Genomic DNA, 15,559 nt, shown 5'->3' on the forward strand with positions numbered 1-15,559 from the left:
AAAGGTATCGCTCTATCCTGGGCATCGACACCGAACGATGGGTGTACGCCTACGCCAACGAACAACACGACGATTATCACATCATCCGCCGGCGGATGACCAACACCGGCAACACCGACGCCGATCCCGAGATCGAACTTCCCGGGCAGTCGCTTCATGATGTGTTGTTCACCGACATGTACCGTTGGCGGGGCAGAGAACAGGCCGCTGATCATGGCTCAAATGCTCAGCTCTGGGGTAAATACACGATGATCGATATTGTAGGTGATGGCAACCAGGTATATCCCGTTGACTTCTCGGCCATCTACATGTGGGCCGGTTATGACCCCGTATTTGCCTCCCAGTTCTGGGACAATATTGGCAGCCCCATGCTGCAGATTCGAAGAACCCAGGCCCCCGGCGACACCATCGGCCGACTGGCGGGGATGTCGATGCCGGGGCGGGTTGTCCTCCATGCGGACCATTCCCCCGACGATCGCCGCTACGACCCGGACACACAGCCTGTAGCGTTAGGCTGGATCGACAATGACGAAGTGCTGGCCGCTGATGGCAGCCCGGAGCAGGACTACTACGAGAAGGGGATGTTGACGCGCGAAAATCCCAGCGTCCTACCCGGTGGCTCCTCGCGCATGTTCCCCCACTATGCCGACCGTATCGAACCAAGAGGCGAATTCTGGAATTCGACCCGTGACGCAGCGAGCGGCAAGGCGGGAGGCCACTCCGCGTTGTTTACGTACGGCCCCTACCAACTGGCCTTCGGGGATAGCATCCAGATCGTCGAAGCCGAAGGCGCCGCCGGCCTCAGCTACAAAGCCGCCACCGACATCGGCGTCGCATTCAAACAGGGCGGACTCAACCGCGATCTGACCATCCCCTTCGATGCCGACGGCGACGGCGTCATCTCGGACATCCCCTGGAATTACGATGTCTACAAAAACGGTGGTGAGCTCCTCACCAAAAACCAGTGGGTGCTGACGGAGCGTGACTCCCTTTTTCAGATGATGTACCGCGCCCGGGATGTCTGGAACGCCAGCGCCGGCATGACCGAATATCCGATCATCGAACCGCCCCGGCCGCCGCGGCGCTTCGAAGTCACCTCCCTCCCCGATCACATCGCCCTCCGCTGGGAGGCCATGCCGGCTTCCCCCGATCCGGTGCAGTGGGAACTCTACCGCACCAGCGAATACGTGGATAACCTGCCCTACGAATTGCTGGCCGTTGTGCCCGGCTCCGCTCGTTCCTACGAGGATGCCGGCGTCATCCGTGGCGCGGAGTATTATTATTACCTCGTGGCCGTCGGCCCCCCGAACCCGGTCGATGAAAAGGGACTTGCCGGCACCCCGCGGGGGCTGCCGCTCAAAAGCGGGCGGTACTTCACCCAGACCTACTTCCCCACCGGGCTGCTGCGCTTTCCGGGTGAGGCGGTATCCGACTTCCGCATCGTCCCGAACCCGCTCAACCTGGCCGCGGATGAATCCGTCCGGCTTTTCCCCGGAGGAAATTCCACACTGAGCCAGGTCGATTTCCTCGATATCCCGGGGCGCTGCACCATCTCGATCTACACCGAAGTCGGCGAGCTCATACGGCGCATCGAGCATACCAATGGCAGCGGCAACACAACATGGGACCTGACCACGTCCTCCCGCCAGCCCATCGTAAGCGGGATCTACCTCGTACGCGTGGTCGACAACGATTCGGGCGCTGCCGACATCAAGAAACTGGTTGTGATACAATGAGGGACAGGGATACCACGCGGAGCGTCGGCCCCTCATCTCCCCTGTTCACCGCCCTTCCACCACACTGCCCTGCTCCATGCGCAACACCCGGTCCGCCAAAGCGGCGAGGGCCGGGTTGTGGGTGACGATAATAAACGTCTGGTCGTAGGCGCGGCTGAGGCGGATCAGCTCCTGGTGGAGGCTTTCGGCAGTTTTTACGTCCAGATTACCCGTCGGCTCGTCCGCCAGGACCAGGCCGGGGCGGTTCATGAGGGCGCGGGCCACGGCCACACGCTGCTGCTCGCCCCCGGACAACTCGCCGGGGCGATGCTCCAGCCGGCCACCGAGGTTGAGCGACGTCAGCAGTTCCTCGGCACGCGGGCGGGCCTCGCCGAAGGCCTTGTGCTGGATCAGCGCGGGCATGGCGACGTTTTCGACGGCCGTGAACTCGGGTAAGAGGTGATGAAACTGGAAGATGAACCCGATCGACCGGTTGCGGAAGGCGGCCAGCGCCTCGTCGTCTTTTTGAAAGATATCCTCTCCCTGAAACAACACCCGCCCGCCGGACGGGCGATCAAGGGCGCCGAGCATGTGCAGCAGCGTACTTTTCCCGGTGCCGCTCTCCCCCACGACCGCCACCACCTCGCCGCGATTGACGGTGAACGACACGTTTCGAAGCACCTCCAGCCGCTGCCCGCCGGCCATCGGGTACCACTTGCTCAGGTCTTCGACGACGAGCAGGGGTCGAACCGTTCCGTTGGCGCCCGCGGAGGCGACATGCTCCGGTGCTTCATCCATGCCGCTCGATCTCGTATTTGCCCATCTTATTATATAGATGTGAGCGCTGGATGCCGATCGCATCGGCCGTGCGGCTGATGTTCCACTCGTTCAAGGTGAGCTTGTGCTCGATAAACAGTTTCTCCGCATGATCGCGGAAGTCGCTGAACGACTCGTACTGATCGAGCATACTGGCCAACGAGGCGCCTCCGCCGCCGGCGTTGGGCTGCACGTACCGCTGCACGTCGCGCGGCAAGATCTCGTCGCCCTCGCTGAGGATGAGGAGGCGTTCGATGACGTTATGGAGTTCGCGGACGTTACCGCGCCAGTCGAACTCGGCCAGCAGCTTGAGGGCGGAGTCCGAGAAGCGCCGGGCCGGCAGGCCGTTGCGCTTGATCAGGTGCTCGCAGAACGTCGGCACCATCAGCGGGATATCCTCGCGTCGCTCGCGGAGCGGGGGCAGATGGATGAGGATGACGCTCAGACGATGGTAGAGGTCCTCGCGAAACTCGTGGGCGTCAATCTGGGCGAGGAGGTCCTTGTTCGTCGCCGCCACGACGCGTACGTCCACCGGAATGCTACGATCGCCGCCGACGCGGCTCACCCGGTTTTCCTGCAGGGCCCGCAGCACCTTGGCCTGGGCGGAGAGGCTCATATCACCGATTTCGTCCAGAAACAGCGTCCCGCCGTGCGACTGTTCAAATTTCCCGATCCGCTGTTTGGTCGCCCCGGTGAACGAGCCCTTTTCGTGACCAAACAGCTCGCTTTCGATCAATTCCCCGGGGATGGCCGCGCAGTTGACCTCGACCATCGGGCCGTCTTTCCGCGGCGAGAGGTGGTGGATCCACTTGGCGACAAGCTCCTTGCCAGTGCCGGCTTCGCCCGTTATCAGCACCCGCGCCTCGGTCGGCGCCACCCGCTTGATCGTGTCCTTGATCCGATGCATGACCGCGCTTTCGCCGATGATCGGAAGCAGCCGCGCCTCGTGGTGCTCCACGATGGTCTGGCGCATCCGGCGGTTTTCTTCCTGGAGATTCGAGCGGTCGAGCGCGTTGCGTAGCGTGACGAGCAACCGGTTCAGATCCGGCGGCTTCTCGATGAAGTCGAACGCCCCCAGCCGGGTCGCCTCGACGGCCGTCTCGATGGTGCCGTGTCCCGAGATCATGACGACGGGCAGTTCGGGAAGCTCGGTACGGACGGCCTGGAGGACCTCCATGCCGTCCATCCGCGGCATCTTGACGTCCAGCAGCGCGAGGTCGTAGCGGCCGGTCCGCAGCTTGGCCAGGGCGGATTCTCCGTCGACGGCTTCGTCGACCTCATATTCCTCGTATTCCAGGATTTCCCGAAGGGTGCGGCGAATGCTGGCTTCGTCGTCGATGACAAGAATACTGGCGTTGGCCATGGGCGAGCGTGCGGGCAGGTGGCGCGTTACGGGTTCTATGTTCCTGGTTCAACGTTCCTGGTTCAACGTTCCGGGCAAAGCATCTCCTGCCTGACCTACCCGCCCGGAACCCGGAACGCGTAACGCGGAACCTGAAACGCCCGTCTACTCCGATGCGGCCGCCAGGGCGTCGAGGCGGGCCGTGTAGTATGCGATCTCACGCGCCGGCGCGGATTCCGGGTATTCGGATTCGATGCGTTCGTACATCGTTCGCGCCTTGGCGAAGTTACCGGCGCTGGCGTAATTGCGGCCGGCGTTTAGCAAATACTGGGGGGTCGTAAAATCCGTCGCGAACACCGTCGCGGCGCGTTCGTAGCGTTCGGCCGCGCGGGCCGGTTCGCCTGTGTTTTCGTAGATGGCCGCCTCGGCCGCAAAGCTCGCGGAGCCAAGCACGGAATCGCCCTTGTCGAACGCTTCGAAGTGAGGCAGCGCCTCGGCGAACTTACCCAGGCGGTAGAGCGCGTCGCCGGCGTAATACGAGGCCAGGTTGCCGGCGTCGGTGCCACCGAATTCGCGGGCGACCTCCACCAAGCCGGCCGCGCCGGATTCCTCGCCGTCGAGCGCCACCTGGAAATCACCCCGTTCATACGCACGAACGGCCGCGGCGAGCGCCGTCTGCGCCTGTGCCTCCTTCTTTTCCTGGAAGAGGTTATACCCGGCGCCCAGGATCACCAACAACACCACCGCGCCGATAACCCCGAAAACCAGTGTTCGGTTATCCTCGAAGAAAATCGCCATGCGGCTATAAAAGGTGATCACCTTGTCTTCGCGAAGCTCGTGACGCCGCGATACCCGCGCCGGTGCCTTATGGGTTGCCATGATCGGATCGTACAGATGCTACAAAAGAGGAACGAATCGGGGTGACGCGTGCTCCATATCGGACCGCCGCGCCGTGTTAAGCGGCTTTCATACGCGCTTGATGGGACTGGTATCCCGTAAAACCCGCGCTTTTACGCAAAATGCTAAATTTGGTCATTTTTTGATTAATTCGCCCCGCGGGTTTGTCGTGCTATTGCGCGGTCGGTTATCTTTGCGCCTCCACTTGTACCACCAGTCCCAAAGGGGAATCGACTACCATGGCCATTAAAATAGGCATCAACGGTTTCGGACGTATTGGCCGGCTCGCCCTGCGCGCCATCCTGGCCGCCAAACCTGGCACCTTCAACGTCGTCGCCATCAACGACCTCACCGACGCCAAGACCCTCGCGCATCTCTTTAAGTACGACTCGGTCCACGGCATCTTCAAGGGCGAAGTGAAGGAGAAAGACGGCGCGATCATCGTGGGTTCGGATTCATTCAAGGTCTATAGCGAGCGCGACCCGAAGAACCTTCCCTGGGGCGCACTCAACTGCGACGTGGTCATTGAATCAACGGGCGTTTTCACGGCCCGCGACAAGGCCGCCCTCCACCTGCAGGCCGGCGCGAAGAAAGTGATCATCTCGGCCCCCGCGAAGGGCGAAGTGGACGCCACGATTGTGCTCGGCGTCAACGACCACGTGCTGACCGGCAAGGAGCAGGTGGTCTCCAACGCCAGCTGCACCACAAATTGCCTCGCCCCGCTCGTCAAAGTGCTCGATGAAGCCTTCGGCGTCAAGCGCGGCTACATGACCACCGTACACGGCTATACGGCCGATCAGGTGCTGCAGGACTCCCCGCACAGCGACCTCCGCCGCGCCCGCGCCGCCGCCCTGAGCATCGTCCCGACGACGACGGGCGCCGCCCGCGCCGTCGGTCTCGTGCTGCCCCACCTGAAGGGCAAGCTCGACGGCTTCGCACTCCGCGTCCCGGTGCCCGACGGGTCCGTGACGGACTTCGTCGCCGAACTGGGCAAGGAAACGACGGTTGACGAAATCAACGCCGCCTTCAAGAAGGCCGCCGAAGGCAGCCTCAAGGGCATCCTGGAATATTGCACGGACCCGATCGTCTCGACCGATATCGTTGGCAACCCGCACTCCTGCATCTTCGACGCCGAGTTGACGATGGCCCAGGGCAACATGATCAAGGTCGTGGGTTTCTACGACAACGAATGGGGCTACGCGAACCGCACCGTCGATCTCGCCGCGAAGCTCATGTCGTTCTAAAGCGCCGGCCGCGTCGCGATTCGACGCACACATCACAGTAAAAGAGCGGAGTAGGCACGATGCTCCGCTCTTTTTTTATTTATTGTACCTTTGCCTCCATTCCGGACGGTACGCGTGGCCTGAACGGGGAGACACGCTATTCGTTTGGGGAGACACGATGTATCGTGTCTCTACGGGCGGTTAACGTCAAAACGTGCAACGCGTACCGTAAACATCATTCCCTGTTGAACGAGGGGTCACTACAATGCCTATTGTATCAGTATCCGATATCGACCTGACGGGCAAACGCGCGCTGATTCGGGTCGACTTCAACGTCCCGCTCCGCGAGGACGAAACCGGCCGGCGCCACGTGTCGGACGATACGCGCATCCGCGCGGCCATTCCCACCATCAAAAAGGTGATCGAGAGCAAGGGGAAGGCGATCCTGATGAGCCACCTCGGCCGGCCCAAGGGGGCTCCAGATCCCAAATACAGCCTCGCCCCGGTAGCGGAGCACCTGGAGCACCTGCTCGGCTCGCCCGTCCGCTTCGCCTCGCATCTGACGGGTGGGGCGATCAAGGAAGCCATCGAGCGGATGCCCGCCGGCGGCGTAATCCTCCTGGAAAACACCCGGTTTTACCCCGGCGAGACCAAAAACGACCCTGCCCTCTCGGCCGAACTCGCCGAGCTGGCGGATGTCTATATCAACGACGCGTTCGGCTCGGCCCACCGCGCGCACGCCTCTACCGAAGGCGTCGCCCGGCTGGTGCCACAGGCCGTCATGGGGCTCCTCCTCGAACGCGAAATCTCGTACCTGGGCCGCGTCCTCGACACGCCCGACCATCCGTTTGTGGCGGTCCTCGGCGGCGCCAAGGTGTCGGATAAGATCGGCGTCATCGAGTCGCTCCTGAAAAAAGTCGACTACCTGCTCATCGGCGGCGCGATGACCTATACCTTCCTCAAGGCGCGGGGCGTCGCGATCGGCAAGTCGCTCTATGAAGAGGATAAACTCGAGGAAGCCCGCAAGCTCCTTCGCGAGGCCGGCGATCGTATCGTGCTGCCCTCCGACCATCTCGTGGCCGCCGAGTTCAAGAACGAGGCCGCGCACCATGTCGCGATCGGCGCCATCGACGGCGACTTTATGGGGATGGATATCGGGCCGGCGACGGTGCAGTCCTACCGCGACCTCCTGCTTAAGGCACGCACGGTCGTCTGGAACGGGCCGATGGGCGTGTTCGAGATGCCTAACTTCGCGCGGGGCACACTCGCCATCGCCGAGACGCTCGCCGAAGCCACCGAAAAAGGCGCACTGACCGTCGTCGGCGGCGGCGACTCGGTGGCAGCCATCACGCAAATGGGCTTCGAGGACCGCGTCAGCCACGTATCGACCGGCGGCGGCGCCATGCTCGAATTTCTCGAAGGCATCACGCTGCCCGGCGTTGCGGTGCTGAACACCAAACCCTGACGGCCGCGTCGTTCCCATGCCGGCACCCGAACCGATCCGCATCGAAGGCCTCACCAAAACCTACCGCACGGCGCTCTCACGCCGCTCCGTGCGCGCCCTTGACGCGCTCACGCTGCAGGTAGGCCGCGGCGAGATCTTCGGCTTGCTGGGTCCTAATGGCGCCGGCAAGACAACGCTCATCAAGATCCTCCTGGGGGTGGTGCGGCCGTCCGCCGGCAGCGCCACCCTCTTCGATCTTCCGGTCCACCTCCCCCAAGCCCGACAATCGATCGGTTATCTCCCCGAAAACCACCGCTTCCCGGATGTCTTCACCGCCGAGAGCCTGCTCACCGTCTACGGACGTATGGGCGGCGTTTCGCCGGCTCTCCTCCGGGAACGCATCCCCCGGCTGCTGGCGCTGACGGGGATGACCGACTGGCGCAAGGCCCGCATCCGCACGTTTTCCAAGGGGATGATGCAGCGTCTCGGACTAGCCCAGGCCCTGCTCAACGACCCGCAGATCATCTTCCTGGACGAGCCGACCGACGGCGTGGACCCCATCGGCCGGCGGGAGATTCGGGATATCCTGTCGACGCTCAAGGGCGAAGGCAAAACCATCTTCCTGAACTCGCACCTCCTCTCGGAGGTCGAGCGCTTGTGCGACCGCATCGCCATCCTCAACAAAGGCTCGCTCGTGTACGAGGGTAACCTCGAAAACGTCGGCAAAGTGAGCGTCGCCTACGACATCACCTGCGCGCCGATCCCGGAGCCCTTGTTCGTGGAACTCGCGGCCAGGTTCGCGCTCACCGCTGGCGCGCCCGATCTCACCGGCCTGGCGCGGTACCATGTGGAAGATCTGCCGCTGGACCGACTCAACGAGTTGATCGACCGCCTCCGCGGCGCCGGCATCACCATTCAGGCCCTCCTCCCCCAGCGGCGCTCTCTCGAGGACGCGTTTATCCAGTTGCTGTCGGTCGAGGGTTCGATCGGAGGGGTCCGCGCATGATCGGCGTCTTTTTGTTGACCATCAAGGAGCTGATCGCGCGAAAGATCACGATCGGCCTGTTTATCGTCATCACCGTCATCTGGGGCGTGTTGTCGCTGGCCCTCCAGCTGGATATCATCGAGGGCTCGCTGGCCGGATTGCGTATCATGGGGCAGTCGACCCCGGTAACCAATCAATCCACCGACCCATCGACCGGAGAACAGATCGAGGACATCCTGTCGCTCGAGAAGGTGGTGTTCGAGGTCCAGCGCATCATCGCCGGCGTGTGTTACTGGTTGGGCATCCTGCTGGCCCTTTTCGCCACGGCCCCGATGATCTCCCATCTCCTGGAACGCGGGCGGGTCGATCTGCTGCTATCGAAGCCCATCCATCGGATAGGCATCCTCGGCGGCCATGTCGGCGGAGTGCTTGTTATCATGTGCGCGATGGCGATCTATCTTTTTTTGATGGTGTGGATCGTGATGTCGGTTAAATCGGGCATCTGGAATCCCTATTTCCTGGGCTCGCTGGTCATTGTTTGCGCCGTGTTCGCCACCATGTACAGCGTCGTGCTGCTGATCGGGGTGTGGATCCAGAATACAGCCATCTCGCTGCTGGTGAGTTACGGCCTCATCTTTTTGTCCCTCATTCTGTCGCTGCGCGATCAGTTGCTGCTTCAGCTACATCCTGCGGGACGGATCACGTTCGAGATCCTCTACCACATCCTGCCCAACTTCGCCGAGGTCACCATGATCGTGGTGCAACTCGCCGCCGGCGAGGACGTAACGGCCTGGTACCCGTTGATTTCCACGCTGCTATTTGGCGCCGTGGTGTACGGAGCGGCCGGTTACCTTTTCGTCCGGCGCGATTATTAACAGCCAGCGAGATCCTCATGATGTCCTTTCGCCTGAACCGCTTCTCCCCGCTTGCCCTGGCCCCTGCCCTGCTCCTCTCGGTAAGCCTATCCGCCTGTGATGCCGAGCTCCAGGATACGCCAGAATCCATGTCGCTCACGGCCCGCGGCGCCACCGAAGTCATGCCCGGCGATGTGCTGGCCATCGGGATGGTGGACCTCCAGTCGATCGCCGACAACCCACTCACAACGCCTTTCGGCGAAGCCGGCGTCTTTACCCGCCACCTGGAAGGCGAAGCCCGCGCCCGATTTGACGATTTTGTCTCTGTCACCGGTCTTGATCCCCAGGAGGATCTTTCGGAGGTCTATGCGGCCATTGAAGCAGAAGGCTCAAGCGAGCGCGTCAGCCTGGCCATATATGGCTCCTTCGATCGTGAAGCGACGGAGGCATACATCAACAGCCGGTTGGGTGATGCCCTTTCGCGTAGCGACTACGCCGGCGTGCCGGTGTATTCCAGCACCAACGACCGTGGCGGCATCGCTTTCGCGCTCGCAAGCGACGAGATGGTCGTGGCTTCTTCAAATGTAGAGGGCGTCTCCGCGATGATCGATCGCCTCCAGGGCAACGGGGAATCCGTCGCAGACAACGAAGCCCTGATGCGCCGCATCGCACGGGCCTCGTCCGCGGGGGATGTGTGGGGAGTCGCCCTCAAGCCGGCTTCCGTGGACGCACCCGATGGCTCAAGCGAAGTGGAAAACCAGCTCGCCCAGTTGTGGCTGGCCATCGATGCCGCCGGCGGCGGCGTGGACGTGCGGTCCGATGCGATGGACACGCGCCTCCAGTTCTACCCGGCGGAGGGCGTGTCGACGGCTGATCTCGCCTCCCTGCTCCGCGGCGCCCTCGCGCTGGCCCGCGCCCAGGAAGGCATGAACGACGAACAGCGCGCGTTGCTGGACGACGCCGAGATCAACGCGGAGGGTGACTTCGTCTCCTTCCAGGTGACGGCTCCCAACGCGGTATTCGAGGGGATCGCCAAACATTAACGGTCCAAGATTCCCTTTTCAGGAGACGAGGGATGGGGGGACGCGATGTATCGCGTGCGTACGAGGGCGAAATTTCATTTTGCCCAGCGGGAGCGCGGAGCGGCATCTGGCGTATTGTTGCGGCCTATTCTCATTCCCATGAGGCTTGTTCGAGCCGCTTTTATATGCCCGTACTCCAGCAGCGCAGCTATATCGATTTCAGCGTGGAAGCGCTCCCAACCATGCCGGCGCCTCGCCGCGTTCTCATGACCACACCGGCCCACTTCGAGGTCGTCTACGTCATTAACCCCCACATGGAGGGCCACATCGGGACGGTAGACCGGTCGAGGGCGCAGGGCCAGTGGCAGGATCTGAAATCGGCCTATGAACGGATAGGCATCCGGCCGGCCGTGATCGAAGGCTCACCGGGGCAGCCGGACATGGTCTTTTGCGCCAACCAGACGCTTCCCTTCACGACGGGTGGCAAAAATGGGGTGTTTCTGAGCCGCATGGAAGCGCCGCAACGGCGCGACGAGGTGACCCACTACGCCCGGTTTTTTTCGAGCATCGGATATACGACCGTACCACTGCCAGACGCCACCGCCGGCTCGTTTGAAGGCATGGGCGACGCCATCTGGCACCCCGGTCGCGCCCTGCTCTGGGGAGGGTACGGGTATCGAACCGACGCCGGCGTCTACCCCTTCATCGCAGAACGCCTGGGCGTACCTGTCGTATTGCTGGAACTGACCGACTCTGACTTCTACCACCTCGACACCTGCTTCAGCGTGCTCGACGAGCGGTCGGTCCTGATCTATCCCGGCGCGTTTACCCAGGCCGGCGTCGAACTCATCCACGCCTTGTTCGAGCGCGTCATCGAAGCGCCGGACGATGAGTCGCGGACGTTGTTCGCTTGCAACGCCCACTGCCCGGACGGCCGCCACGTGCTCATCCAGCGGGGATGCCGCGTAACGAACGAGCGGCTCCGCGAAGCCGGCTACGAACCCATCGAACTCGACACCGACGAGTTTCTGAAATCTGGTGGATCGGTGTTCTGCATGAAGCAAATGTACTGGTAATTGTCGATCATCGGCCGGTGAATCTGTCGATCGTCATACCGGCCCTCAACGAAGCCTCGCGCATCGAAACGACGCTGCACGCGGTGCGCCGCCAGTCGGGCACCCATGAAGTGATCGTGGTGGATGGCGGCTCCGTGGACAACACGGCCGCCCTGGCCGTGCCGCTGGCGAGGGTGATCCAGGCGCCGTGTGGTCGGGCCCGTCAGATGAATGCCGGCGCCGCCGTGGCCGGCGGAGACCTCCTGCTCTTTCTCCACGCCGATTCCTCCCTGCCCGAAGAAGGCATCAAGGCCATTCACGCCGCGATTGAGGACCCGGGCGTGGAGGCCGGCGCGTTCCGGCTCCGCTTCGATCGCACGTCTCCCCTGCTGAATTTTTACAGCCTCTGCACCCGCCTCTCCTCCCCGCTGATCTGTTTCGGCGACCGCGCCCTGTTTGTTCGGCGTGAGGTATTTGATGCCCTGGGTGGATTTCCGGACATTCCCGTCTTCGAGGACCTGGAGCTCGTCCGCCGACTCCACCGGCGCGGCGGTTTCGCCTTCCTCCCCGGCTATGTCACCACCGCCGCCCGCCGCTTCGATGAACACGGTCCCCTTCGGCAGCAACTCCTCAATAGCTACCTCTGGACCCGCTACTTGCTGGGGACGCCTCCGGAAAAGCTGGCGGATTTGTATCGTTACGCTGTAAAACGTTAAGGCGTTGATCGTTAAGGCGTTGAACGTTAAGGCGTTGAACGTTTGACCGTTTGCAGTGCGATCGAAACGTCGATCGACGAGGCCAGACGCAAATCCTCCATATCAGGGTCATCCTGAGACCCTTAGCCCGGCCGCTGCGCCGGGCTTTCTTATCGGGCATGACATGATTGGGTCAGAATGGTTGGGCCAAATCCTTCATATTTGCCCGACGGGAAGCGCTATGCCATTGGCTGTTCCCGGGTCATTCTGAGACCGGGAGCCCAGCTTCGCGAGGCTTTCTTATCGAGGATGACAGTGCTTCGAAAGTGGGCTAAAACGCACGTAGCGTGAAGAAAGGTTTCGCAGAGCATCAAGGATAATGAGGTATAGGAATGACGCCGAGTGGTGTTTTTTATAAATCGCCCTGTCATCTCGACCAAAGTCGCCGGCTTGCCGGCGATGAAGCGGAGAGACCTCCTTATGGAGGGATGTGGTATTCTTTTGGAGGTCTCTCCGCTTCCCCCGCGTACGCGGGGGAGCGATCGAGATGACAGGGCGATTCGTATTCACACCACTCTGCGACAAACCCCAACCCCATGGCTAGTCGCCGATCATAGAGGAGCGTCTCCACACCACATGGCATTAGCAGCCAGTCGAAGGACCTCCCGACCCATCGTGGCACCGAGGTTCAAAGCGTTCCACGATGATTCGGGAGGCCCTTCGACACGCCTGTCGCAAGCTCCAGGCGGCTCAGGATGACCCGTGGCTGAGGTGTTTGTCATCCTAAGATCGGGAGCCCAGCGATGCCGGGCATTCGTTTTGGGAAAAGCAGGGGTGCTTCTCTGCTGCGGCCAGTCACAACTCCCACTTTTTTCTCCCACGGCTTGACATACGATTTCTATAATACTATAATTATAGTAAGCCCGATAGTCAGTCACATACGCCCAAACGTTCAACGCCCCACGATTCATGAAGCGAAACTCTCTCACCCCGCTCGGCGAGACCGAGATGGAGATTTTACGGCACGTGTGGGTGCTTGTCGAGGCGACCGTCGCGCAGGTCCACGAGCGGCTGCTGCTGGAGCGGAAAGTCGCCTACACGACCGTTATGACCGTCATGAAAAAGCTGGCCGAGAAGGGATTCCTCGCCTTCCGGGCCGACGGCAACACCTACGTCTACCGCGCCTCGCGGTCGCAGGAGGATGTCCAGCAGGAATTACTCGGCGGGCTCCTCGAAAAAGCCTTTGGGGGCTCGGGACTTTCGCTGCTTCAGTCGCTCGTGCGGCAGGAGTCGCTCACCGACGCTGAGCGTCAGGAAATCCGCCACCTCATCGAAACCATGGAGGACGACGATGAACCTGCTCGATAACCTCGAATTTCTGCGTATTACCGGCGAGGCCGCGCTGGCCGGCTACTGGATGCCTCAGCTCGTCTGGGCGGCGCTCGCCGGCGCGGTGTTACTCGCCCTGCGTTTCGTCCGCCTGTCCCAGCCGATCCAGGGCTATCAGCTGCTGACGGCGCTGTTGCTGGCGCTGCCGGCGGGGCTCCTGCTTGCCCCGCTGATCCGGTTCGAGATCGCCGCGCCCTGGACCTGGCTGGCCCCAACGGGCCCTTCGGATACCGGGGTCAGCGTGGGTTCACTACTCGCTGCCACCGAGGCGCCCGCGACCGCGGCCTGGACCTTCATTCACACCCTCGGCCTGCTCACCTTCCTCGCCGCGGCCTGTGCCGGCGTGCAGCTGGCGGCCTTAGTATACCGTTTGGTTTACTTGATTCGCATTCGCCGGATGCTGGCCATTCCCGCGCCCGAGGATGCCCAAAACCGACTGCACGCGCTGCGGGCCAGGCGAGGCTTCCGCCGCGAAGTCGCCCTGTTCGCAAGCCCCGAGGGGCATTCCCCCGTCACCTTCGGCTGGCGCCGGCCGGCGATCGTGGTGCCTGTCTCCCTGCTGGAAGACGACGGGGCGCTGGCGATGACGCTGGAGCACGAGTTGATCCACGTGGCGCATGGCGACTTCGCGCGGGGCGTGGTCGAGTCGATCATCCGGGCCGTCTTTTTCCTCAACCCTCTCGTCCACTGGGGGGTGGAGCGAACCGAGCGTTTCCGCGAGTTGGCATGCGACGCCGAGCTGCTCAGTCAGCCGGATTTTAGCCGGAAACGGTATGCCTTGCTCCTGGCGCGGTTTGCGTTCCAGCCGGCGCCCGACCAGCGTCTGGCGGTACACATGTCGTCCGCCGGCCGGCTCAAGGAACGGGTTCAGGCGATGAGCGCCTACCGGGGAGGGCCGGCGTCGCCGAAGACCACCCGGAGGATCGCCCTGGCGGGATCGGCCGTGTTTTTTGTGCTCGGCATCGCGGCGATGGGGTGTGAGGTGACGTTCGACCAGAGCCTGACCCTCAATCAGTACGCCCTGGAATCCCCGAACCCGGCCTCTCCGACGCCGCCCAATCCCACACCGGCCGGCGAGGTTTTCATGATCGTCGAGCACATGCCGGTCATGATCGGCGGGCTCGAGCGGCTGCAAGCGTCTATCCAGTACCCAGACATCGCGCGAAAAGCCGGTATCGCGGGCCACGTATTCATCCAGTTCGTGGTGGATACCGAGGGCCGCGTGGTGGACCCCATCGTGGTGCGGGGCATCGGGGCGGGGTGTGATGAAGAAGCCGTCCGCGCCGTCTCCGAGATGCGGTTTTTGCCCGGCCAACAACGGGGCGTCGTCGTTCCGGTGAAAATGTCGATACCGATCACGTTTAAGCTGGAGGAGCCGGCGTCGTGAGACGTAGAGACGCAACATCGTGCGTCTCTCTTCTAACAAACATGCCGTAAAGACGCCACACCTTGCGTCTCTTCTACCCATCCAACCCATAAACCCTTCGCTATATGAAAATGACCATCGTTTCCCGCATCATCCCCTGTGTAGTGCTACTGACCCTCACCGCGTGTGAGGTCCCCTCGGCCAGCGAGCCCGAACTCACCGCAGCGCCGGCGCAGGAAGAAATCATTTTTGTGGTGGTCGAGCAGATGCCGGCGCCCGTCGGTGGGCTCCAGGCCATCATGGAGCGGATCCAATACCCTGAAGCCGCGAAAACGGCCGGCGTCGAGGGCAACGTGTTCATCCAGTTTGTGGTGGACGAACTGGGCCGGGTGGTGGAGCCCACCGTTGTCCGGGGCATCGGCAGTGGGTGCGACGAGGCCGCCCTGCAGGCCATCGCCAACACGACGTTTGAGCCGGGCCGGCAGAAAGGCCAGGCCGTGCGGGTGAGGATGTCGATCCCGATTTCGTTTAATCTCGACGCATAAAAAGGTATAATGACGCGCCTCTGATCTGGCGTCTCAAGCGGACGATGCGGTTTGGCGACGGGTACCTCCAGGGCAGCATCTGGGCGGACGGGGTATGTGGGGTTCGATGGTGTGACCTGGCTGATGCCCGGTGATCAAACCGTGTAGCGGGCGGCCAGGCTTTGCTTCAAGGTTACTTTTGACGTTGCTATTGCCGGGAGCTCGACGTACG

Annotated in this window: 14 protein-coding genes; 11 read left to right on the top strand and 3 right to left on the bottom strand. The window is 62.4% G+C overall.

What is annotated here, in order from left to right; genetic code table 11:
- Positions 1 to 1,736 (top strand): hypothetical protein (locus tag SH809_11850; GenBank protein ID MDZ4700390.1); only part of this gene is annotated, 1,736 nt, incomplete at its 5' end.
- 45 nt (positions 1,737 to 1,781) lie between these two features.
- Here SH809_11850 and SH809_11855 read toward each other — a convergent pair.
- From SH809_11855 to SH809_11865, 3 genes are all read right to left on the bottom strand, one after another.
- Positions 1,782 to 2,513, bottom strand: a complete 732-nt coding sequence (locus SH809_11855; GenBank protein MDZ4700391.1) for an ABC transporter ATP-binding protein — start codon at positions 2,511 to 2,513, stop codon at positions 1,782 to 1,784.
- Positions 2,506 to 3,894 (bottom strand): sigma-54 dependent transcriptional regulator, encoded by a 1,389-nt coding sequence (locus tag SH809_11860; protein MDZ4700392.1) that lies wholly within the window; start codon positions 3,892 to 3,894, stop codon positions 2,506 to 2,508. Before SH809_11860 ends, SH809_11855 begins: the two co-directional genes overlap by 8 nt.
- 144 nt (positions 3,895 to 4,038) lie before the next feature.
- Positions 4,039 to 4,752, bottom strand: a complete 714-nt coding sequence (locus tag SH809_11865; protein MDZ4700393.1) for a tetratricopeptide repeat protein — start codon at positions 4,750 to 4,752, stop codon at positions 4,039 to 4,041.
- 257 nt (positions 4,753 to 5,009) lie between these two features.
- On the opposite strand from SH809_11865, the gene gap reads away from it, so the two are divergent.
- The 10 genes from gap to SH809_11915 all read left to right on the top strand — a co-directional run bounded on the left by gap (position 5,010) and on the right by SH809_11915 (position 15,348).
- A complete protein-coding gene (gap, locus tag SH809_11870) occupies positions 5,010 to 6,014 on the top strand; it encodes a type I glyceraldehyde-3-phosphate dehydrogenase (protein ID MDZ4700394.1) in 1,005 nt (334 codons plus the stop codon).
- 244 nt (positions 6,015 to 6,258) lie between these two features.
- The gene (locus tag SH809_11875) at positions 6,259 to 7,458 is read left to right on the top strand and encodes a phosphoglycerate kinase (GenBank protein MDZ4700395.1); all 1,200 of its coding nucleotides are present in this window, start codon (positions 6,259 to 6,261) and stop codon (positions 7,456 to 7,458) included.
- Positions 7,459 to 7,474: 16 nt separating this feature from the next.
- The gene (locus tag SH809_11880; protein MDZ4700396.1) at positions 7,475 to 8,443 is read left to right on the top strand and encodes an ABC transporter ATP-binding protein; all 969 of its coding nucleotides are present in this window, start codon (positions 7,475 to 7,477) and stop codon (positions 8,441 to 8,443) included.
- Positions 8,440 to 9,297: an ABC transporter permease subunit gene (locus SH809_11885; protein ID MDZ4700397.1), complete on the top strand. Its 858-nt coding sequence runs from the start codon at positions 8,440 to 8,442 to the stop codon at positions 9,295 to 9,297. The genes SH809_11880 and SH809_11885 overlap by 4 nt, the downstream gene beginning before the upstream one ends.
- A gap of 17 nt (positions 9,298 to 9,314) precedes the next feature.
- Positions 9,315 to 10,319 (top strand): hypothetical protein, encoded by a 1,005-nt coding sequence (locus SH809_11890; protein ID MDZ4700398.1) that lies wholly within the window; start codon positions 9,315 to 9,317, stop codon positions 10,317 to 10,319.
- A gap of 164 nt (positions 10,320 to 10,483) precedes the next feature.
- Positions 10,484 to 11,374 carry an arginine deiminase-related protein gene (locus SH809_11895; protein ID MDZ4700399.1) on the top strand — a complete coding sequence of 297 codons (891 nt, stop codon included), beginning with the start codon at positions 10,484 to 10,486 and terminating at the stop codon, positions 11,372 to 11,374.
- A 17-nt stretch (positions 11,375 to 11,391) separates the two neighbouring features.
- The gene (locus tag SH809_11900; protein MDZ4700400.1) at positions 11,392 to 12,069 is read left to right on the top strand and encodes a TIGR04283 family arsenosugar biosynthesis glycosyltransferase; all 678 of its coding nucleotides are present in this window, start codon (positions 11,392 to 11,394) and stop codon (positions 12,067 to 12,069) included.
- Positions 12,070 to 13,017: 948 nt separating this feature from the next.
- On the top strand, positions 13,018 to 13,416 hold the full coding sequence (locus SH809_11905) for a BlaI/MecI/CopY family transcriptional regulator (GenBank protein ID MDZ4700401.1): 399 nt from the start codon (positions 13,018 to 13,020) through the stop codon (positions 13,414 to 13,416).
- The gene (locus SH809_11910; protein MDZ4700402.1) at positions 13,400 to 14,824 is read left to right on the top strand and encodes a M56 family metallopeptidase; all 1,425 of its coding nucleotides are present in this window, start codon (positions 13,400 to 13,402) and stop codon (positions 14,822 to 14,824) included. The genes SH809_11905 and SH809_11910 overlap by 17 nt, the downstream gene beginning before the upstream one ends.
- A 104-nt stretch (positions 14,825 to 14,928) precedes the next feature.
- Positions 14,929 to 15,348, top strand: a complete 420-nt coding sequence (locus SH809_11915; protein MDZ4700403.1) for an energy transducer TonB — start codon at positions 14,929 to 14,931, stop codon at positions 15,346 to 15,348.
- The last annotated feature ends 211 nt before the right edge of the window (positions 15,349 to 15,559 follow it).

This window comes from Rhodothermales bacterium, assembly GCA_034439735.1.
Lineage (GTDB): Bacteria > Bacteroidota > Rhodothermia > Rhodothermales > JAHQVL01 > JAWKNW01.